Origin of the sequence: Microbacterium sp. NPDC087591 (genome assembly GCF_044743625.1) — a bacterium.
Classification (GTDB): Bacteria; Actinomycetota; Actinomycetes; order Actinomycetales; family Microbacteriaceae; genus Microbacterium.
This window is the reverse complement of record NZ_JBIUWU010000003.1, coordinates 437,727-458,095: the sequence shown is the minus strand read 5'-3', so window position 1 is coordinate 458,095 and position 20,369 is coordinate 437,727. Positions and strand designations below refer to the sequence as shown.

Annotated in this window: 21 protein-coding genes and 1 other RNA gene; 18 read left to right on the top strand and 4 right to left on the bottom strand. The window is 69.4% G+C overall.

Features of this window, described 5'->3' with window-relative positions; translation table 11 throughout:
• The first annotated feature begins 88 nt into the window (after positions 1–88).
• From mpaB to ACIOVG_RS16645, 11 genes are all read left to right on the top strand, one after another.
• A complete protein-coding gene (gene mpaB, locus ACIOVG_RS16695; protein ID WP_400875925.1) occupies positions 89–1,156 on the top strand; it encodes a daptide biosynthesis RiPP recognition protein in 1,068 nt (355 codons plus the stop codon).
• Positions 1,153–2,412 (top strand): daptide-type RiPP biosynthesis aminotransferase, encoded by a 1,260-nt coding sequence (gene mpaD, locus ACIOVG_RS16690; RefSeq protein ID WP_400875923.1) that lies wholly within the window; start codon positions 1,153–1,155, stop codon positions 2,410–2,412. The genes mpaB and mpaD overlap by 4 nt, the downstream gene beginning before the upstream one ends.
• Positions 2,409–3,593, top strand: a complete 1,185-nt coding sequence (mpaC, locus tag ACIOVG_RS16685; protein WP_400875921.1) for a daptide-type RiPP biosynthesis dehydogenase — start codon at positions 2,409–2,411, stop codon at positions 3,591–3,593. The genes mpaD and mpaC overlap by 4 nt, the downstream gene beginning before the upstream one ends.
• Positions 3,594–3,597: 4 nt before the next feature.
• Complete coding sequence (gene mpaA1 / locus ACIOVG_RS16680; RefSeq protein WP_400875918.1) at positions 3,598–3,732, top strand: MpaA1 family daptide-type RiPP; 135 nt, start codon at positions 3,598–3,600, stop codon at positions 3,730–3,732.
• Positions 3,733–3,769: 37 nt separating this feature from the next.
• Positions 3,770–3,895, top strand: coding sequence for an MpaA2 family daptide-type RiPP (gene mpaA2 / locus ACIOVG_RS16675; RefSeq protein ID WP_400875915.1), 126 nt, complete (start codon positions 3,770–3,772; stop codon positions 3,893–3,895).
• A 36-nt stretch (positions 3,896–3,931) separates the two neighbouring features.
• Positions 3,932–4,051, top strand: coding sequence for an MpaA3 family daptide-type RiPP (gene mpaA3, locus ACIOVG_RS16670; RefSeq protein ID WP_400875912.1), 120 nt, complete (start codon positions 3,932–3,934; stop codon positions 4,049–4,051).
• A 65-nt stretch (positions 4,052–4,116) separates the two neighbouring features.
• Complete coding sequence (gene mpaM, locus ACIOVG_RS16665; protein WP_400875909.1) at positions 4,117–4,944, top strand: daptide-type RiPP biosynthesis methyltransferase; 828 nt, start codon at positions 4,117–4,119, stop codon at positions 4,942–4,944.
• A complete protein-coding gene (gene mpaP / locus ACIOVG_RS16660; RefSeq protein WP_400875907.1) occupies positions 4,931–6,619 on the top strand; it encodes a daptide biosynthesis intramembrane metalloprotease in 1,689 nt (562 codons plus the stop codon). The genes mpaM and mpaP overlap by 14 nt, the downstream gene beginning before the upstream one ends.
• Entirely contained in the window at positions 6,616–7,344 is a 729-nt protein-coding gene (locus tag ACIOVG_RS16655) for an ABC transporter ATP-binding protein (RefSeq protein WP_400875904.1), read from the top strand. Before mpaP ends, ACIOVG_RS16655 begins: the two co-directional genes overlap by 4 nt.
• Positions 7,341–8,069, top strand: coding sequence for an ABC transporter permease (locus ACIOVG_RS16650; RefSeq protein ID WP_400875901.1), 729 nt, complete (start codon positions 7,341–7,343; stop codon positions 8,067–8,069). Before ACIOVG_RS16655 ends, ACIOVG_RS16650 begins: the two co-directional genes overlap by 4 nt.
• Positions 8,066–8,800 carry a hypothetical protein gene (locus ACIOVG_RS16645; RefSeq protein ID WP_400875898.1) on the top strand — a complete coding sequence of 245 codons (735 nt, stop codon included), beginning with the start codon at positions 8,066–8,068 and terminating at the stop codon, positions 8,798–8,800. The genes ACIOVG_RS16650 and ACIOVG_RS16645 overlap by 4 nt, the downstream gene beginning before the upstream one ends.
• Before the next feature lie 30 nt (positions 8,801–8,830).
• On the opposite strand, the gene ACIOVG_RS16640 is transcribed toward ACIOVG_RS16645, so the two are convergent.
• On the bottom strand, positions 8,831–9,196 hold the full coding sequence (locus ACIOVG_RS16640; protein ID WP_400875895.1) for a DUF4406 domain-containing protein: 366 nt from the start codon (positions 9,194–9,196) through the stop codon (positions 8,831–8,833).
• A 56-nt stretch (positions 9,197–9,252) separates the two neighbouring features.
• Here ACIOVG_RS16640 and ACIOVG_RS16635 point away from each other — a divergent pair, with 56 nt between their 5' ends.
• Positions 9,253–9,996: a DeoR/GlpR family DNA-binding transcription regulator gene (locus ACIOVG_RS16635; RefSeq protein WP_400875892.1), complete on the top strand. Its 744-nt coding sequence runs from the start codon at positions 9,253–9,255 to the stop codon at positions 9,994–9,996.
• Positions 9,997–10,005: 9 nt separating this feature from the next.
• Positions 10,006–10,899 carry a rhodanese-related sulfurtransferase gene (locus tag ACIOVG_RS16630; RefSeq protein WP_400875890.1) on the top strand — a complete coding sequence of 298 codons (894 nt, stop codon included), beginning with the start codon at positions 10,006–10,008 and terminating at the stop codon, positions 10,897–10,899.
• 22 nt (positions 10,900–10,921) lie between these two features.
• Here ACIOVG_RS16630 and ACIOVG_RS16625 read toward each other — a convergent pair whose 3' ends face one another.
• The 3 genes from ACIOVG_RS16625 to ACIOVG_RS16615 are packed head-to-tail and all read right to left on the bottom strand — an operon-like array spanning position 10,922 to position 15,354.
• Positions 10,922–13,189 carry a transglutaminaseTgpA domain-containing protein gene (locus ACIOVG_RS16625; RefSeq protein WP_400875887.1) on the bottom strand — a complete coding sequence of 756 codons (2,268 nt, stop codon included), beginning with the start codon at positions 13,187–13,189 and terminating at the stop codon, positions 10,922–10,924.
• Positions 13,176–14,366 carry a DUF58 domain-containing protein gene (locus tag ACIOVG_RS16620; protein ID WP_400875884.1) on the bottom strand — a complete coding sequence of 397 codons (1,191 nt, stop codon included), beginning with the start codon at positions 14,364–14,366 and terminating at the stop codon, positions 13,176–13,178. The genes ACIOVG_RS16625 and ACIOVG_RS16620 overlap by 14 nt, the downstream gene beginning before the upstream one ends.
• A gap of 10 nt (positions 14,367–14,376) precedes the next feature.
• On the bottom strand, positions 14,377–15,354 hold the full coding sequence (locus ACIOVG_RS16615) for an AAA family ATPase (RefSeq protein WP_400875882.1): 978 nt from the start codon (positions 15,352–15,354) through the stop codon (positions 14,377–14,379).
• 145 nt (positions 15,355–15,499) lie between these two features.
• Between ACIOVG_RS16615 and ffs the strand changes: the two genes are divergently transcribed.
• The 5 genes from ffs (at position 15,500) to ACIOVG_RS16590 (ending at position 20,284) form a co-directional block, all read left to right on the top strand.
• Positions 15,500–15,596, top strand: an RNA gene (gene ffs, locus ACIOVG_RS16610) — signal recognition particle sRNA small type.
• Positions 15,597–15,637: 41 nt separating this feature from the next.
• Positions 15,638–16,252, top strand: a complete 615-nt coding sequence (locus ACIOVG_RS16605; RefSeq protein ID WP_400875879.1) for a rhomboid family intramembrane serine protease — start codon at positions 15,638–15,640, stop codon at positions 16,250–16,252.
• Complete coding sequence (locus ACIOVG_RS16600) at positions 16,249–16,911, top strand: hypothetical protein (protein WP_400875876.1); 663 nt, start codon at positions 16,249–16,251, stop codon at positions 16,909–16,911. The genes ACIOVG_RS16605 and ACIOVG_RS16600 overlap by 4 nt, the downstream gene beginning before the upstream one ends.
• Before the next feature lie 38 nt (positions 16,912–16,949).
• Positions 16,950–19,067, top strand: a complete 2,118-nt coding sequence (gene pta, locus ACIOVG_RS16595) for a phosphate acetyltransferase (protein WP_400875873.1) — start codon at positions 16,950–16,952, stop codon at positions 19,065–19,067.
• Positions 19,064–20,284, top strand: a complete 1,221-nt coding sequence (locus ACIOVG_RS16590; RefSeq protein WP_400875870.1) for an acetate/propionate family kinase — start codon at positions 19,064–19,066, stop codon at positions 20,282–20,284. The genes pta and ACIOVG_RS16590 overlap by 4 nt, the downstream gene beginning before the upstream one ends.
• The last annotated feature ends 85 nt before the right edge of the window (positions 20,285–20,369 follow it).

The window sequence follows — 20,369 nt, the reverse complement described above, 5'->3', positions numbered from 1 at the left end:
GAGAATATTGCATTCCGCACGACTGCTGTTTAGCCTCATACGAGTACAGGCGAGTGTCGTGTGGCACCCGATGATTCCGGGGGAGAATATGCAGGCGAGCTCGATCGACGCAGCCACGCAGGGCGAGACATTCGCGGAAACCGTCGGTGCCCGCGCGCTCCGCGAGTGGATCATCGGGGAGCCTCAGGCGTATTCGCGGGTGTTCCTCGTCGAGAGCGGTGCGAACGCGGCGCCGATCGACGAGGTGGCAGTCGAAAGCGATGTGGTTCTTCTGGCAGCCGGAACCGAATCGCTCCGGGGCGCTGCCACCACCGTCTACTACAGCGGCGCGCTCAGCGAGATCGGCGATGAACTGTTCCTCGGGGAACACGGCGTCGAACTCCAGGACTATGTGGCAGCCGAGTTCGTCCAGATCATCGGACCCACGGCGGTGTGCTTCCCCGATGCCGCCAGCTGGCAGGCCTTCCTCGACGACGCGCGAGTCGCTCGTCGAACGGGCGTGTTCCCCTCGGCCTTGCTCGATCCGCGCGTGATTCTCGCGTACCGCGGCGCTCTCGCCACCCCCGAACGAATCGCGACTCCGAGCGCCCTCAGGGTCCACGCCGACGGTCGGGTCAGCGTCGGTGTGCGGGGCGAGGTCATCGGCAATGTCGATGACCTGCGGTCTGCGCTCACGGCGCGGCTGCCGAAGTCCGCGGAGTGGGCAGGCGCTGCGTCGATCACGACGATGGCCGCAGACCTGGCAGATCGCGACCGGGTCGAACGATACCTCCTCGCGACCGACCTCATGAAGATGCTCCGCCTCGTGAACGGCTCGGCCAGGATCGCGGGTTTCGGATGGTCCCCCCTCGACGATGACCGAGCGGATGCCGAACCGCTGCCCGCTGATCCGTTCCTGCTGGAGACACCAGACGGCGTCGTGCTCGCGGATGTCACCACTCGGCGCCGCCAGCTGCTCTCTCCACTGACAGTCACGGTCGTCGCGGCGACGCAGACCTCCCGTTCGCTCGAGGCGGCGGCAGAGCGGGTCGCTCGGCGATGCGGGATGACGGCCTCCGCCGCCGGTGCCCTGTGCCGCGATGCGGTCAGCGCGTTGAACATCCATGTCGGCAGAGTCGCTGCGATGGGCTCCCGGGCGACGGGCGTCGCCGAGTGAGCGCTCCGCACGCCCTGTGGACGTCGATGCTCCCCGCAGACGTCACCTTCGCGCCGGAACAGGTCGCCGTCGGCGCCGAGGGGAATCAGGTCGAGTTCGCTGACGGGTCCACTCGTCTGTGCGCGACCAGCGGCTTGTGGAACGTGCCCCTCGGCTTCGGCAACCCGGCTGTCACCGAAGCCGTGCACAGGGCGACGCGCGACGCGTCCTACCTCTCCCTGTTCCGAGCGCCGCACCGATACGCGGAAGAGGCCGCGGAAGCACTCATCGACCTCGCGAACCCGAACCGGTACAGCCGGGTCATCTTCTCCACCTCGGGTGGTGCGGCGAACGACCTCGCGATGAAGCTCTCACGGCAGTACTGGTCGCAGAAGGGGGCCGGATCCCGCTCTCTCGTCGTCGGTCTCCGGGGCAGCTACCACGGCACGATGTACGGCAGCCACGCGCTCAGCGGCGACGACCTGCTCCAGTCCGTCTACTGCGTGGATCGCAGATCCGTGCGGCATGTCTCGCACAGCGATGGGGCCGATGAGCTGGAGACGCTGCTCAAGCGGGAAGGCTCCAGGGTGGCGTCGGTGGTCGTGGAGCCTGTTCTGGGCAGTGGAGCGCATGCGCTGTCGGGCGCCTTCGTCTCCCGCCTTCTCGCTCTGCGGGAGGAGTACGGCTTCCTGCTCGTCGCCGATGAGGTGGCGACGGGATTCGGCCGGACCGGAACCATGTTCGCCACCGACGACTGGGCCGCGGCCCCGGACCTCCTCATCGTCTCGAAGGCCCTGACGAACGGTGCAGCGAGCGCCGCTGCCGTCCTCGTCGGACCCCGCGTCGCCTCCGAGTTCGTGCGCGGTGCCTGGACCTTCGTTCATGGCGAGACGCAGGCGGGAACCCCGGTGTGTGCGGCGGCCATCGTCGCGGTGATCGAGGAACTGCACCGCATCGACGTGATGTCGACCACGCTCGAGCTCGGAGCCGAGCTGGAACGCCTGGCCGCTCGGTTGACGTCGGACGGCGTCGTGCAAGAGGTCACGGGCAAGGGGTGCTTCGTCGGCCTCGGCCTGCGCGACAGCAACGGAGGCCGGTTGTCTGCTGCCGAGGTCCTTCGCGTCGTCTCCGCCATCGCGCAGAACGGTGTTCTCGTGCAGCCGGGCCCCAGCGCGATCGAACTGATCCCGGCGTACGGATTCCGTGCGGACGAGCTCCTCGTCGTCGAGTCGGCCGTGCGTGCCGGCCTGGCGCAGGTGCAGGAGGCGGCAGCATGAGATCCGCCTTCGCCGGACGGGTTCCGACGCTCTGGCACGGGCAGGGGGCCGCGGCCCGGTTGTCGACGCAGTTCGCGGAAGGACGCGAGACCCTCGTGATCGCAGACTCGGCGGTCGCCATCCCCGATCCACCCGGTCGCGGCGTCGGGACGATCGAGCTGGATGCTCGTGCGGTGGACGTCACGACTGTCGTCGACCTCGCTGCCGAGATCGCTCGACGATCGCCGAACCTGATCGTGGCGATCGGCGGAGGAAGCGTTCTCGACGCCAGCAAGATCGCGGCTCTCGCGCTCGCTCCTGGACGGCTGCTCGACTACGCCATCGAGCGTGCGTCGACGTCTGCGCTGGTCTTCCTGCCCGATGCCCCGCCACCGGTGGACGTCGTCGCCGTGCCGACGACGCTCGGCACGTCATCGGAGACGAACAGCGTCGGCATCCTCAAGAACGATCACGGCTACCGCCTCATCTGCGGGCGCTCCCTGAGGCCGCGCCATGCCGTCATCGATCCCCGCAACCTGATGACCCTCTCGCCCGCTGCCGTGAGAGAAGGCGCGCTGGAGGCGTTCCTCCGTCTCGCCGGCGCCGCGACGAGCTCGCGGAGAAGCCGCAGGGGAGACAGCGATGCTGTCGCCATCGGCAGAGCGTTGCTCAACACCGCCGCCCGGGACACGGCCTCTGCTGCCTCGCGGTTGCGTCTCGCCCGTCTGAGCGCGCTGACGCAGCGGAGTGCGGCGCTGCGCGGGGAGGATCCCTACAGCGCCAGGCACTGGTACGTCGCCAATGAAGTCGCGTTCGCCCTGGGGGTTCGCAAGATGGTCGCCACCGTGGCGGTCATCCCTCCGATCTGGCGTCGTATCCGCGCAGGAGACGCGCGGTGGGGAGACCGCGCGAGCCTCGAGAGCTTCTGGCGAAGAGTCGCAGGCGGTCTGGCGCTGCCTCTCGATCCATCCCGCGGCATCTCCGCATTGATCGACCGGTGGGAGATCTCTCTTCCACGGCGGCCGACCGCTCACGAGTTCGGCGCCATTGCGGTCGCCACGGAGAGGTCGTGGGGACACCGATACCCGATGCTCCCCGGGCTCGTCGAAGAGGACATCCGGGGCGTCCTTCGTGATTCTCGTTGGAGCCCGCTCACGGCGGCTGCACCGACCGACTTTCGACGACTAGCGCGAAGGAGGTGAGGGAATGAAGAGAGATGCCGAACAGCGAATCCGGTTCCAGGAATTGGAGGAGATGGATGCTCCCAGTTGGGAGAGCTTCTATCAGGGCGTGATCGGGGCACTCGTGCTCATCGGGATCGGCGCCGCCGCGGCGACGTGATCCATCGCAGGAGGAGACCTCACCGGAGGAGGTGAATATGCAAGTCGCAATGCCGACGCTCGAGTTCACAGAACTCGAGGACATGGAAGCGCTGGACGATGCCACCGACTGGATTCGGGGCTTCGCCGTGGGCGTGATCATCGGGATCCTCGCTCTGACGTAGGAGCGGTATTCGCAGGGTGCACCGAGGAGGTGTGAATTGCAGACAGAGTCGCTCGAGTTCGTCGAACTCGAACAGATCGATGCCCCACTCGAGTGGTGGCAGCACGCGAGCTACATCATCGCCATCATCGGCGGTGCGGCAGCCATCGCGACCTAACCGAGGGGTGCGGGCGGGGACAGCGCGCCCGCACCCTGTGACATGTGAGTGAGAGGTGATGTGTGGTGTCAGGTTCGATCGCCGACGCTGTATCGGCGAGGCTCCGAGAAGCGGGTGCGGTTGCCAGAGAGCTGGATCTGTACGAGGGAGCGGGCACCGACTTCTACGAGCGGCTGGTCGGCTCGGACCGCGCGGAGATCAGAGAGATGCTGGGGCTCGCGCGGGGAACCGATGGGCCGGTCCTCGATCTCGCGGCAGGGAGCGGGAGAGTGACGATCCCCCTGGTGAGATCGGGCAAGCGGGTGACCGCGGTCGATCTCTCCGACGACATGCTCTCGCACCTTCGCCGAGCGCTGCCGCACCATCCGCTGCTCGAGTGCATCGTGGCCGACATGCGAGACGTCGCGCTCGGACAGCGATACGAGCTGGTGATCATCGGCGCGACATCCATCACTCTGCTCGACCGCGAAGGCAGATCGCTGCTGTACGCGAACGTGCGACGCCACCTCGCGGTCGGAGGCGTCTTCGCGTTCACCGTCGCGGCCGGCGCGTCGGCGGAGACCCTGGCCGTCTCGCGAGAGGAGAAGGTCCGCGTTCCCGGACCGGAAGGAGAGGAGACCTACCTCTTCGTGCAACAGCCGGAGGAGGGCGGTGCGGTCAGGCTGGTCAACTGGATCCGTGCCTCCGACCTCGTTGGCGGTGGCGAGGTGACGGTGCTCACAAGTCGTCTGCGGGTGCTCAGCCATGCGGATCTCGCACAGGAGCTCGTCGCCGCAGGCTTCGCCTATCCCGTCGTCTCTCCGGTCCGCACGCATCGCGGTCAGGAGATCCTGCTCCTGACCACGAGCTGGGCAGGGCGCTCGAGCGTGATGGATGACGATGCCGACGAGTAAGTTCATCCGCCGACGGCACTCTCGCTCCTCACCGTCCCTCACGGCCGAGGACCGTCCGCTTCTCGCGCCCGGAGTCGCGTTCGAGGAAGGCGCCGACCGGACGGTCTGGATCGCGTTGCTCCACGGAGTGCCGTCCTCGAGGGTCTCCCGCTCGGTCGTCGATCTGCTCACGGCCATGAACGGCGAAACCTCTCTTCGGGATCTGCATCGCGATTTCGCGGCATCCGACACCCTGGAGAGCTTTCTCCAGCTGGCCCGACGCTTCCAACGCCGTGGACTGCTGGCCGGGGAGTCGAGGCGTCCACCCGGTCGGGTCTCCTATCGGCCGCCATTCACGTTGCAGGTCGCGACGCTTCGCGCCCCTGTCCTCTTCGGACGACTCGATGCCCTGTTCCCCCCGCTCTCTCCCCGAGCAGTTCTGGTGTCGATGGGCGTTCTGGTGGTCGCGGGTGCTCTTGCAGCAGCCGTCCAGGTGAGTGGACTGCGAGACGCCGTCACCACGCCGATGCCGCTCTTCGATGTCGTGGCTGTCGTCGCAGCCCTCTCCCTCATCACTCTGCTGCACGAGGGCGCACACGGAGCCACCCTCACCAGGTTCGGCGGCAGAGCCAGACGCGCAGGCTTCATGCTGTTCTATCTCGCACCCGCATTCTTCGTGGACGTCACGGACGGCTGGCGCCTCGCGGATCGCAGGCAGCGCGTCGCGATCGCGCTGGCGGGTCCTGCCGTGCACGCCGCGCTCGGCGCGATCGCCCTGAGCGCGGCGCTCCTCGTTCCTCATCAGGAACCGCGCAGGACTCTGCTGGTCCTCGGTCTCGCGTGCGCCGTCGTCGTCGTCGTGAACCTGATCCCGTTCGTGCGGTTCGATGGCTACATCGCGCTGATGAGCGCTCTGGACGAACCGAACCTCCGACGACGCACGATGCGGGACGGTGCGGACTTCCTGACTCGCCTGCTGTTCGGCGGTCGCAGGGAGAGCAAGAGCGTGAACACGTGGTGGAGCGTGCCGTTCGGCCTTGCGAGCCTCGTCGCACCGATCGTCCTGGTGCTGTTCGCGGTGGTTCGTGTGAATCGCGCGCTCGCCGGCGGTGGGCCGATCCTCGGGCTGCTCGTGGTCGCGCTGGAGGCCGCCGTCCTCCTCGTCGGCGTCGTGCTCGTCTCGACGTCGCTGCACCGCGTGCTCAGATCGGGAGTCTCGCGACTCCGATTCGTGTCGGTAGGTGCCGCTCTGATCGCGGGTGTCGCGATCGCAGGAGCCGCGATCTCCGTGCCGGTGTCGACCACTCTCGGTTTCACCACGTCGGGTGACCGAGTCGTCCTCGTGCATGCGGGCGACATCGCCGACGTGGAGGTGCCGGAGGGTGCCCGAGTCATCCTCATGAGCAACGGCATCCTCATCAATGAGCAGCTCGGCGAAGGAACGGCGCACCCGCTGCCGCCTGCGACCACGACTGTTCCGCTCGATGCGTTCTTTCCGATCACGGCAGCCGATGCGTCGGTGCCTGCGGCGATCGTCGCCGAGGTGCACGTGTCCGCCACGCACGGGACGCTGCCCGTGACAGGGCAGGCGCGGGTCGAGACCGGTGCGGGAAACCTATGGCAGATGCTCTGGGCGACAGGTGTGGTGTCACCCCTTTCGACCTTCCAGAGCCAGGAGGAAGGGGAATCACGATGAATCAGAAGGCGAACGAGAATGCGATCGAGGTGAGAGGGCTCACGAAGAGGTACGGTCATCGGACGGCCGTCGACGAGTTGTCCTTCGCGGTACCGCGCGGGTCGATCGTGGGTCTTCTCGGTCCGAACGGCGCCGGCAAGTCGACGACGCTCCGTGCGCTCGTCGGACTGCTGGAGCCGACCGGGGGTGAGTGCCTCATCCACGGGTCGCCGTTCTCCGCACTCGACAATCCGGCGACGCACGTCGGCGTCCATATGGACGGGTTCGGCTTCGAAGGCGGGATCACGGCGAGGCGACACCTCGAGATCTGCCGGCTCGCCGCCGGGGCACCACGGGGCCGAACCGACGAGGTGCTCGAAGAGGTGGGGCTCACCGCTGATGCCCACCGTCGGGTGAAGACGTTCTCGACAGGGATGGCGCAGCGGCTCGGGCTGGCCGCAGCGCTCATCGGCTCTCCCCGGACCCTCATCCTCGACGAGCCGGCGAACGGTCTGGACCCCGACGGCATCCGCTGGCTTCGCCGGTTCCTCCGCGGCTTCGCGGAACGCGGCGGCACGGTCCTGATCGCCAGTCATCAGCTCCCGGAGCTGGAACAGGTCGTGGATGAGGTGGTCGTCATCAAGCAGCGCATCCTCTTCGCTGGTCGGCTCGAAGACCTCGTCACAGGTGGAGCGGACTCGCTGGAGAGCAGATACTTCGACCTCGTGGAAGGAGCATCCGCATGAGGAACGCGATCCGCAGCGAAGCCCTGCGTTCCGTGAGCGGGTTCTCGGTCCTGGCGGTCTACCTCGTCGCGGTGCTCATGCCCTTCTTCGTGCTGGTCTCCGACGGCTCACGCTTCGAGCTCGCCGGTGTCGAACCGGGGTCGGCCACGGTTCGACTTCTCGAGCCGCTCGCCTGGGTCGCGATCTCGGCGGCGTTCGTCGGGGCGTACGGCGTCACCCGCGAGTGCTACTACACGTCGATCGACAGGACGCTCACGGGGGTCGGGTTCTCGCGCGCGTTCTCCGCGAAGCTCGCAGCCGGCGTCCTCGTCGCGGTCGCGCTCGCCGTCTGCATCTTCGCTGTGTGGACGGTGGGCGCCTCCGTGCTGCTGGGGCTCGACGGTATGGCCCTCGTGCTCACCCCTGACGCGTGGCGCATCTATGCCGGCGCGCTGCTCGGCTCGGTTCTCGGGGCGCTCATCGGAGGAGCCATCGGGTGGATCACTCGGAACTACTACCTGGCTGCGGCGATCGTCATCGTTCTTCCAATGGCCGTGGACTTCGCGCTGTTGCGCACCGCGCCGGACGTCGCGAAGTTCTCTCCGGGTCTCGTCCTGGCGGCTCTCGGCGTTCCGGGATACCAGGACGCGCTGCTCGGGTTCGTGCCCGCTCTCGGTCTCGGGGTCGCTTGGACCTTCGGCCTGGTTGCGATCGCGTGGGTGCGCGGGCGAAGAGGTGCGGGGTGATCGGGCAGGCGCTCCGTGCCCAGGCGCGCAGCTTCTTGGGCGACAGGGTTCTCGTCTGGATGGCGGTCGCGGGGTTCGTGATGTCGCTCTCTCTGGCGACGAGCATCCCGCCCGATCTCGCGGATGCGACAGCGGAGGTTCGCGAGTCGTTGATCGCGCCGTACAGCGCGGTGCTCGCGATGTACGGAGGGGTCCTCGCGGCCGTCTACGGTTCCTTCCGATACACGGTGGACCGGCGTGATGGCGTGATCGCTCAGCGCCTGATGCTGCAGCCGCGGTGGGCGACCCTCGTCGCCAGGGTGCCCGCATCCGGAATCGGTGGAGCGATCGTCGCTCTCGCGGCGGTCATCGGCGGTCATACGGCGCTGCGGCTGACGATGGGCGGGATTCCGGTGGACTGGGTGGCTGTCGGAGCGACGCTGTCACTCGGCGCCGCGTCAGGTCTCTGGGGGCTGGGATGGGGGATCGTCGTGCGGGCGCACCTGGTCGCACTCTTCGTGACCCCGCTGTCGCTGGGTTCGGCGGTGCTCGTCGCGATGATCTGGAAGGCCGGCGCCGTCTATCTGCCCCTGCTCGCGATGCTCGAAGCCTTCCGCTTCGACGTCGCCGCCCTGGGGATTCCAGCGGGCCATGCGCTCGACAGCTCGTTCGCGGTGCTGGTGACGGCCGGTTGGGTCGTGGTGGCCCTCGTCGCCGGAGGGGTCTCGTTCCTGAAGAGCGACGTGCGATAACGGAACGAGGATCCGCACGCCGCCCCGCACCTAAGCGCCGTTCGCGGCCGGGACCTCGTCGATCGAGAAGTACACGGGAAGCCCGCGCTCGCGGGCGATCGCGACGTCGTTGTCCGCGCCGGTGGATGCGCCGGGGAGCCGCAGAACGCCGTCGCAGTGCTGCAGCAGTCGGGCGGCGACGTCGTACATCACGTCCCCTTCGGCTTCTTCGGCCGCGTCGAGGCCGCGGAGCACGGGGAGCGCGACCCATTCGCCGATCATCGGAATGTGTCCGAGGCGGTGCAGAGGGGCCGCCGCCTCTTCGAGCCGTGCGAGGTTGCGGGCGATGGCGGCCGGGTCGCCGTCGGTGCCGGAGCGATAGGGGCCGGCGATCAGGATCAGGAGTGGCTTCTGCATGTCGGAGACTGTAGCGTTAACCATGCAGAAACGTGAAATAACAGGAAGAAGCGTGAATGCTCGGTGCACAGCGCAAGGATCATCTGCTCGCACTCCTCGTAAAGGACGGACGGGTGGTCGCGAAGGACGTCGCCGTCGACCTCGAAGTCTCGGAGGACTCCATCCGCCGCGATCTCCGGGAGCTCGCCGACGCGGGCCTGTGCGTGCGCGTGTACGGCGGGGCGCTCCCCGTGCCGGCGGCCGAGGCACCGGTCGCGCAGCGCAGCACGGTCGCGACCGACAGCAAGGAGCGGGTGGCGCGCGCGGCCGTCGCGCTGATCCATCCGGGGTCGACGATCATCCTCGACGCGGGCACGACCACGCTCGCGATGGCGCGGATGCTGCCGCAGGACCCCTCGCTCACCGTGATCACCCCGAGCCCCGCTGTGGCCGTGGCTGTCGCCGAGCACTCCCCGGCGCGCGTGCTGATCGTCGGCGGTGAGGTGAGCAGGCACTCGCTCGTCGCCGGTGGAGCGCTGGCTCTGGAGGCGATCGCGCGTCTCGGCGCCGACGCCTTCTTCCTGGGTGTCACCGGAATCCACCCGGACCACGGACTCACCACCGGCGTCCTCGACGACGCCGTCGTCAAGCGGGCCCTCGCCGCCCGGAGTGCCGACGTGTACGTGCTGGGCAGCGCGGAGAAGATCGGCGCGGCGTCGCGGTTCCCCGTCGTCGGGCTCGACGAGGTGTCGGGCATCGTGACGGATCCCGAGGACGCGTCAGTGCTCGCCGAGCAGTGGCGACGGGACTCGACGACGTAGGATCCCTAGGTGGCAACCCCCAAGATCGTGCTCTTCTACGCCTTCACCCCGCTCGCGGACCCCGAGGCCATCCGGCTCTGGCAACGGGACCTCGGTGAAGCGCTCGGGCTGCGCGGGCGTCTCCTGATCTCGAAGGACGGCGTCAACGGCACCCTCGGCGGCGATCTGCCCGCGCTCAAGAAGTGGGCTCGGTCGTTCCGCTCGTACGCGCCGTTCGCGGATGCCGACATCAAGTGGAGCGAAGGGACCGGTGTCGACGCCGACGGGCGGAGCCTGGACTTCCCCAAGCTCAGCGTCAAGGTGCGCGACGAGATCGTGTCGTTCGGAGCGCCGGGCGAGCTCCGCGTCGACGAGCACGGAGTGGTCGGCGGGGGCACGAGGCTCAGTCCCGAGGAGCTGCACGCGCTGATGGACGAACGCGGCGACGACGTGGTGTTCTTCGACGGCCGCAACTCCCTGGAGGCGCAGATCGGCCGGTTCCGCGGAGCCGTCGTGCCCGATACCGAGACGACCCGCGACTTCGTGCGGCTGCTCGACTCCGGCGCGTACGACGATCTCAAGGGCAAGCCGGTGGTGACGTACTGCACCGGCGGCATCCGGTGCGAGGTGCTGTCGAGCCTGATGACTGCTCGGGGGTTCGGTGAGGTCTATCAGCTGGAGGGCGGCATCGTCCGCTACGGCGAGAAGTACGGCGACGACGGCTACTGGGACGGCTCGCTCTACGTGTTCGACAAGCGTGGATCCGTGGACTTCTCCGATCACACGGCCGTGATCGGAGAATGCGTCGGATGCGGAGCCGCGACCAAGCGCACGGCGAACTGCCCCGACCTGAGCTGCCGCGTGCAGTCCGTGGTGTGCGAGGACTGCGACGCGGTGTACTGCGCCGAGCACGCCGCCGTCTGATCTCGCGGCGATCGGGCTCTCGTCAGACCACCGTCGCCGCGTCGACGTCGCGGCTCGCGAACAGCGACCGCGGCACCAGCAGTGCCTTCGTCCGGGTGAGTCGATCGCCGCGGGCATGCATCGCACCCAGCACGCTGCGCAGCGGCCCGGCGAGATCCTCCGCGAGGGCGCCGGGGCGTGCGTAGTTCGCCTGCTCGACCGCGTCGGTCAGGGCGCGCATCTCCGCAGGATCGACACCGCACTCGCGGACCAGCGCCGCTCCGCGCACGCGGGGGGTGTCGGCATCCGATACCGGAAGCCGCAGATCGATCATGGTGTCGCGAAGCTCGGCCCAGGCCGCTCCCGCGTCGCCTCCGCGGGCACGCCGCAGCCGCAGTCCGCGCTCGGCGCCGCGCACGAGGGCGGGCAGGAGCAGCAGCACGAGGGCGCCGACGACGGTCAACAGGACCGGCGTCGGATCCAGGCGGCGCTGCGTGCCGGCGGACGAGCTGTTGTCACCCGCATCGGGGCGGTCCGCCTCTGGCCCGGTCGTCTGCTCGGGTCGCGGCGTGGCCGTCGGCGCCGGCGCGGACGGCCCGTCCGTTCCCGTGCCCTGGGTCGGGGCGGCGGCGAAGGCGGTCGGCACGCCGAGCGAAGCGGTGGGTTCGAAGGGTACCCAGCCGACGCCGGGGAACAGCACCTCCGGCCACGAGTGCAACTGGTCGCTCTCGACCGAGAAGATCGACTCCTCACCCCGCTTCTCGTCGGTGAGGGAACCGGGGAGGTAGCCGACCACGATCCGCACCTGCATGTCGAGGCTCTGCGCCATCAAGGCGAACGCCCCGGCGAAGTGCACGCAGTACCCCGAGCGGACGTCGAGGAACTGGGCGACGGCGTCGGCGCCGGTGCCGTCGAAACCCTCCTCGACGGGGGTCTCCAGCGAGTAGGTGAAGGAGCTGCGGAACCAGCTCTGCAGAGCGACGAGGCGGTCGTAGTCCGTCGTCGCGTCCGCGGTCACCTCTGCAGCGAGGTCACCGATGACGGCGGGAAGCTCGACCGCATCCTCGTCCTCGTCGACCACCCGCGGGGCCGCATCGATGGCGCGGATCTGCTCGAGGGTCGGCGAGACGCGCGTGGAAGCCACGGTGTAGTCGTTGCCCACGGCATCCGCATTGCGCGACACCAGGGTGCGGTTGTCCGGCATCACCCGCCAGGTGTCGGACACGCCTTGCACTCCGGTCGCCGGGTAGGGGAGCGGCAGCCAGGAGCTCGACATCCGCAGCACGCGGATCGAAGTCGACGTGTCCTTCGTGGCGATCTCCTCGCCCCACTCGGGGTCACCGAAACCCTCGCTCTGCGCGTTCAGGTCGCCGCGGTCGGGCTCCCATACCCTGCCGTTGAAGTGAGACAACGTGGTCAGGCGCAGGTACGGTGCGACATCGTTCTTGGTCGCCACCGTCAGCACCTCGACGGGGTTGGGCTGGCGCAGGTCGTCTCCGAGCCGGAGGGAGGCGTCGACCGTGATCCCCGCTCCGGTGCCGGCGAGGGTCGCAGCGACCGGGAGGCCCGGCGCGACCACGATCGTCACGGCCAGCGCGGCGACTCCGACGCCCGCAGCGAGCGAGGCGGACGATCGGCGGGGCGCGAGCGGATGCCGGCGCGCAGTGAAGCGCAGCAGCACCAGGGCGAGGAGCCCGAGGAGCACGAACCACACGACGTTCGCGTCGCCCAGGGTCACGATCATCGGCACCGCCCCGAGCACGCCGGTGAGGACGATCGAGAGGATCGCCGCGCGGTGGAAGACGAGGTGGTCGAGCAGGATCGCGACCAGTGCGAACCCGGCGCCGAGCACGGCGGCGAGCCCCGCCGTCGCCGCCAGCGGAGCCGCGCCGAAGGCGATCTCCTCCCAGGCCGCTGCGGCGAGCGTGCGGAACACGGAGAAGGTCGTGGGGGTGGGGATGATCCCGAGGATCGCGGAGTCCCCGGCGACGAGCCTGGTCAGGACGGCGACGGCGACGGCGATCTGCACGGCGAAGGCGGTCAGATCGCGGAGCCATTCGGCGCGCCGCCGCATCCAGGTGCGAACGAGCGCGCCGGTGACACCGACCGCGGTGATCACGGCGAGCACGATGAACGACCACGCGCCCGGTTCGATGACCGAGGTGTACGGCCACATCGCGACGAGGGCGGCCGCTGCGGCGAGGGCGGCCGGTGCCAGCACCCCGTTCTCGTCCTCATGGTCTCGGTGCCAGGTGGGAGCGGGGCGTTCCGCCATCGTGCGTGCGGTCCGACCGTCCTCAGCGCGGAACATCGGCGACTCCGATCTGCGTGGGCAGAGCGTCTTCCCACGCCTCCGCGATGTCATCGCCGAGAGTGGCCACCGTCCAGCCGTGCTGCGCCGCCGCGGCACTCGCACCGGCGAGCGGATCCGTGCTGAACAGCAGAGCCGCGGCCGCACCGGAGGGGCGCAGCAGCGCTGCGTCCTCCTCGTCGATGCGTCCGGTGATGTACACGAGCGGTCCCGGGGGAGTGCCGCCGATCAGGGTCGTCAGATCACGGGAGTCACCGCGCGGCGACACCATCGCCAGAGCGACCAGCAGTCCGTCGCGGTCGTCCTCATGCCCGCGCAGCGTGCCGAGCGAGAATCCGGTGCTGTCGATCACCTCGACGCCGTAGCCTTCGCCGGCCAGGTGGATGGCGGCGGAGGCGCAGAGCGAGACGGCCGCTTCGAAGGCGGCATCCGCCTCCGCTCCGGGGACGTCCCAGTGCGCGCTGCTGCGGTCCAGCACCACCAGGGCATCCGGGCTGGACTCCTCCTCTTCCTGGCGCACCATCAGCTGACCGCGGTGCGCGGTTGCCCGCCAATGGATGCGGCGCATCGAGTCGCCGGGGATGTAGCGGCGGGGCGAGAGGTTGTCGCTGCCCTGACCCAGTCGGCTCGACGAGGTCTGAGCGGTCCCGCCTGCGGCGCCGACCTTCACGCTGAGCGGGGCGAGGGCGACGACCTCGGGGACGACGGTCACCGTGCGGTGCTCTCCGAACGCCTGCTCCCTCTGGGCAAGGCCGAAGGGGTCGACCGTGCGCAGCATGAGCGGGCCGATCGGCCAGACGCCGCGTCGGATGCCCGTGATCTGATAGTCGAGCCGGCCCGACTCCGGCGGATACTCTCCGCTGGAATCGCCGGAGACTGCATCCGGCAGCACGTCGTGCCAGAGGCCGTGGGGAACGCGGATGGAGCGGAGGGTGAAGCGCAGCGTGACCCTCGACGTCTCGGAGACGGTCAGCAGATCGGTCGAGACCTGCCGCGAGACCGTGCCGGTGCGTCGGGGCGCGTGCACCACGATCAGCGAGAAGCCGGTCAGCAGGACCAGCAGCACGCCGATGTAGACCAGGATGGGCGCACCCACCAGATTCGCGACGACGATGCAGCCCAGTGCGGCGACCAGCGCACCCGCCCCGCGGAAGGTCAGTGCTCGACGGCGTCTCATGGCGTCTCGATCAGGAACGGGTGGCGACGGGGACCCGTACGCGCTCGACGATCTGGGTCAGTGCCGCCTCCACCGGCTGTGCGCCGGCTCGGTGCGCTCCGCGTGCGGGCAGCAGGCGGTGCGCGAACACGGGGATCAGCAGTGCGGTCAGATCGTCGGGGATGACGTAGTCGCGTCCGTCGAGCGCCGCCCACACCTTGGCTGCCCTGACGAGCTGCAGGGTGGCGCGCGGGCTCGCGCCCAGGTGCAGGTTGGGGTCGGAGCGGGTGGCCTGGGCCAGGGCGACCGCGTACTCCTCGAGCGCGGGGGCGACGTGAACCGACCGCCCCCAGGCGATGAGGTGCGCGATGGAGGTCGCATCGGCGACGGGGGACACCGCGCTCAACGGATTCACGACATCGCGCTGGCGCAGCATGAGGGCCTCGGCGGCGGCATCCGGATATCCCATCGAGATGCGCATCATGAAGCGGTCTCGCTGGGCCTCGGGGAGCGCGTAGGTGCCCTCCATCTCCAGCGGGTTCTGGGTCGCGACGACCAGGAACGGATCGGGGAGGAGGTGCGTGGAGCCGTCGACCGTGACCTGCCCCTCCTCCATCGCCTCCAGGAGCGCGGACTGGGTCTTGGGCGACGAGCGGTTGATCTCGTCGGCGATCACGATGTGCGCGAACACGGCGCCGCGCTTGAACTCGAACTCCCGATCCACCGGGTTGTACACCGAGACGCCGGTGACATCGCCGGGGAGCAGGTCGGGGGTGAACTGGATGCGCCGCACCGTCGCATCCACGCTGGCGGCGAGAGCGCGGGCGAGCATCGTCTTGCCGACGCCCGGAACATCCTCGATCAGCAGGTGGCCCTCGGCGAGGAGGCAGACCAGCGCGCTGCGGACGGCGTCGGGCTTTCCGTCGATCACCTGGCCCACCGAGCCGAGGATCGCGGAGGTCTGCGCCGCGAACTGCTCGGCTGTGATCAGGGGGGAGTTGTCGGGCATGCGTTCCCTCTCGCGTGAGGCGCTTCTGTGCGCGTTACTCGATCGTAACCCGAGGGGGAGGGCGCCGCTCTGGCAGGTTGCCCTGAGCCTGGGCGTCGGCGGCGACCGGTGTCGGAGCATCGGCCGTCATCGGGTTAGGATGGATGACGGCTCTCCGCGTGACGGCATCCAGGCCAATTCCCCCAGGGCGGAAACGCAGCAAGGGTAACCGGGCTCTGCTGGGTGCGCGGAGGGTCACTTTCTTTTTCAGCGTCCTCCGGGGCGGCACTGCGAGGATCGTGACGTGACCAGCCCCGCCGCTTCCCCGCGCTCGACCGCGCTGAGCCGTTTCGCCTCGCCGGTCATCCTGCTCGCCCTCATGTGGATCATCCAGCTGGCCGACGCGCTCCTGCCCGGGTCTTTCTCGGGGTTCGGTCTGCGCTCGTGGGACCTCGCGGGTCTCGGCGGCATCGTCGCATCACCGCTGCTGCATGCGAGCTGGGGTCATCTGCTGGCCAACTCCCTTCCCCTCCTGGTGCTCGGCTGCCTGGTCGCGGTGGAAGGCGCTCGCCGCTTCTGGGCCGTCACCGCGTTCATCGCTGTCATCGGCGGTCTCGGCACCTGGGTGTTCAACACCCCCGGCACCCTTACCGTCGGCGCCTCCGGGCTCGTGTTCGGATACTTCGGCTACATCGTGATGCGGGTGTTCGCACCGGCCAGGGTCGCGCACCGCATCCTGTACGCCGCGGTGGCGCTCATCGTGATCGCGCTCTACGGCGGATCCATGCTCGCCGGCGTCGTCGGCGTGAGCGAGGGGATCTCGTGGCAGGCGCACCTGTTCGGTGCGATCGGAGGAGGCGTCGCGGCATTGGCCGGACGTCGCCGAGGTCCGGCGGCGCTTCGGGACCGCAGCGGATGAGCGCCCCGCGCGCCAAGAGCCGCGCGCGGCCGCGGAAGCGCGCCACCAAGCGCAAGCCGGGCGCGCGCGCCCGGGCCGCGATCCGGCTGCGGCGCCGACGGGCGCTGCGCCGCATCCTCATCTCCACTGCCGTGGTCGCGGCGGTCGTCGGGGCCGCGGTGCTGATCCCGCTCCGCATCGCCCACGATCCGGTCGTCGTGTGCGCCGACGATCCGGGCACCTTCCCCGAGGCAGGGATCGAGGGATGGCACGGCGAGCAGCTGGAGAACGCCGCCACGATCATGACCACGGCATCCGCTCTCGGACTCGGCCGCGACGGGCAGGTCCTGGGCGTCATGACGGCGATGGGCGAGAGCAGCCTGCGCAACATCGACTACGGCGACTGGGAGACCAGCGGTTTCACCAATCCCGACGGCACGCGCACCAGCAGCATCGGGCTCTTCCAGCAGCAGGACTGGTGGGGGAGCGTGGAGCAGCGGATGGACCCGGCGACCTCGGCCACGCTGTTCTTCACCCGACTGGCACGGCTGCCCGACTGGCAGCGGATGGAGCGGTCGCACGCCATCCACCGGGTGCAGATCAACACCGACCGCGACTACTACTCCCGCTACGAGGCCGATGCCGTCGCCGTGGTCGACGGCCTCTCCCGCGGCTGCTGACCGGCGCGCCGTCTGCGGGACCCGCCTAAGCTGGAGGGGTGGCGCGGAGCATCTACATCACCTCGGCCGAAGGTCATACCGGCAAGTCCACGATCGCGCTCGGAGTGCTCGATGCGCTGATGCGCGTCAGCCCTCGCGTCGGGGTCTTCCGGCCGATCGCCCGCTCGGTCGCCGAGCGCGACGAGATCCTCGAACTGCTGCTCGCGCACGACGGGGTGCACCTCGACTACGAGGACTGCATCGGGGTCACCTATGACGACGTGCGCCACGACCCTGAGGCCGCGCTGTCGACGATCGTCGCGCGGTTCAAGGCCGTCGAGGCGCAGTGCGACGCGGTCGTGATCATCGGCAGCGACTACACCGATGTCGCCAGCCCCGCCGAGCTCGGGTTCAACGCCCGCATCGCCGCCAACCTCGGCGCCCCCGTGCTGCTGGTCCTCAGCGGACGCGACCAGCAGCGTCAGGCGGAGCAGCTCGGCACGACGACGGCGCGCGCCGCCGGAGCGGTGGGTCAGATCGCCGCCCTCGCGCTCGCCGAGCTCGACGCGGAACGTGCGGAGCTCTTCGCCGTCATCGTCAACAGGGCGGACCCCGATGCGCTCCCCGACATCATCGCCGCCGTGCGCGGCATCCGTCCGCAGAAGCAGACCCCGGTGTGGGCGCTCCCGGAGGACCGCACGCTGGTCGCCCCGTCGATCCGCGGCATCCTGTCGGCGGTCGACGGGCGCCTGATCAAGGGCGACGCCGACCGGCTCGGACGCGAGGCGCTGACGATCGTCGTGGCGGGGATGTCGATGGTGAACGTGCTGCCGCGCCTCACCGAGGAGGCGGTCGTGGTGATCCCGGCCGACCGCACCGAGGTGCTGCTCGCGACGCTCTTGGCCGACGCCTCCGGCACCTTCCCCCGCGTCGCCGGCATCATCCTGAACGGCCCCTTCCCGCTGCCGGAGCCGATCGTGCGGCTCCTCGACGGCTTCTCGTCGACGGTGCCGATCATCGCGACCGACCTCGGCACCTATGACACGGCCGTGCGCGTGATGGGTGCCCGCGGACGCATCTCGCCGGATTCGCGAGCCCGCTACGACCGCGCGCTCGGGCTCTTCCAGACGCACGTCGACTACACCTCGCTGACCACGCAGCTCGGGCTCGCGGAGTCGCGGGTCGTGACGCCGCTGATGTTCGAGTACGGCCTGATCGAGCGGGCGCGCGCCGACCGGCGGCGCATCGTGCTGCCAGAGGGCGATGACGACCGCATCCTGCGCGCCGCCGCCACACTGATCGCCCGAGAGGTCGCGGACCTCACGATCCTCGGCGATGAGCAGGCCGTCCGTGCCCGCGCGGTCGAGCTGGGGATCGACATCTCCGGTGCCCAGGTCATCAGTCCGAACGATCCGGAGCTCGTGCCGCGCTTCGCGGAGGAGTATGCCCGGCTCCGCGCCCACAAGGGCATCACGGTCTCGCAGGCGGCGGACACCGTCACCGACGTGTCGTACTTCGGCACCATGATGGTGCATCTCGGTCTCGCCGACGGCATGGTCTCCGGCGCCGCGCACACCACGGCGCACACCATCCGTCCCTCGTTCGAGATCATCAAGACCAAGCCCGGGGTGGAGGTCGTCTCGAGCGTGTTCCTGATGGCGCTCGCCGACCGTGTGCTCGTCTACGGCGACTGTGCCGTGATCCCCGACCCGACCAGCGTGCAGTTGGCCGACATCGCGATCTCGTCGGCGGCCACCGCACGCCAGTTCGGCATCGAGCCGCGTGTCGCGATGCTGTCGTACTCGACGGGGGAGTCCGGTTCCGGCGCCGATGTCGACAAGGTGCGCGAAGCCACCGCCCTCGTGCGCGAGCGGGCGCCCGAACTGCCTGTCGAGGGTCCGATCCAGTACGACGCGGCGGCCGATGCCGCGGTCGCGAAGGCCAAGCTGCCCGACTCCGCGGTCGCAGGGCGCGCGACCGTGTTCGTGTTCCCCGACCTGAACACGGGCAACAACACCTACAAGGCCGTGCAGCGCTCGGCGGGCGCGGTGGCGATCGGCCCGGTCCTGCAGGGGCTCAACAAGCCGATCAACGACCTCTCGCGCGGAGCCCTGGTGGACGACATCGTCAACACCGTCGCGATCACCGCGATCCAGGCCCAGGGAGGGGCGGCATGAGCGCGATCCTCGTGATCAACAGCGGATCGTCATCGCTGAAGTACAGCCTGATCGACGTCGAGCGCGAGAGCGAGCTCGCCAGCGGTCTCATCGAGCGCATCGGACAGCCCGTCAGCCCCGTCGCGCACACGGTGCGTCCGGAGACGGATGCGGATGCGGTTCCCACGATGCTCGACGCGACCTACCGCGACGAGCGCGAGATCGCCGACCATCACGCGGCCTTCGCGGTCATGCTCGAGCAGTTCGCCGAGCACGGCCCCTCGCTCGCCACGCATCCGCCCGTCGCGGTCGGACATCGCGTGGTGCACGGGGGCGCCCGGTTCTTCGCCCCGACTCTGATCGACGCCGACGTGGAGCGCCAGATCGAGGAGCTCTCGGTGCTCGCGCCGCTGCACAACCCGGCGAACCTCTCCGGCATCCTCGCGGCGAAGGCCGTGTTCCGGGGAGTGCCGCACGTCGCGGTCTTCGATACGGCGTTCCACCAGACGCTGCCTCCTGCCGCCTACACGTACGCGATCGACAGTCAGCTGGCGAAGGACCACCGGGTGCGGCGGTACGGCTTCCACGGCACCAGCCACCAGTTCGTGAGCGAAGCGGCCGCCGCGCACCTCGGGCGCGACATCGCGGAGCTGCGGCAGATCGTCTTCCACCTCGGCAACGGCGCATCCGTGACCGCGATCGACGGCGGACGCTCCGTCGAGACGTCCATGGGGCTCACGCCGTTGGAGGGTCTCGTGATGGGCACGCGCTCCGGAGACCTCGACCCCGCCGCGCTCGTTCACCTCTCGCGCCGCGCCGGTCTCACGATCAACGACCTCGACGCCCTGCTCAACACCCGCAGCGGGCTGCAGGGGCTGGCGGGTCGCAGCGACATGCGTGACATCCTCGCCGGCGTCGATGCGGGGGAGGAGGCGGCCACGCTCGCCTTCGACGTCTACGTGCATCGGCTGCGCGGCTACGCCGGTGCGTACATCGCCCAGCTCGGTGGTGTCGACGTCATCTCGTTCACCGCCGGCGTCGGGGAGAACGCGGCGCGGGTGCGCGCAGCGGCCCTGGAGACGCTCGGATTCGCGGGTGTCGAGATCGACCACGCGCGCAACGAGGCGCGTGAGCGCGGCATCCGCCGGATCAGCACGGATGCCTCCGCGGTGACCGTTCTCGTGGTGCCGACGAACGAGGAGCTGCAGATCGCCAGGCAGACCTCGGCGATGCTCTGAACAACCGCTCATCCGAGGGGTTACCCCCGATGGCACTGGGCAACTACGCTTGCACAGTGGCACGGAGAGGTGCCGACCTTTCGCC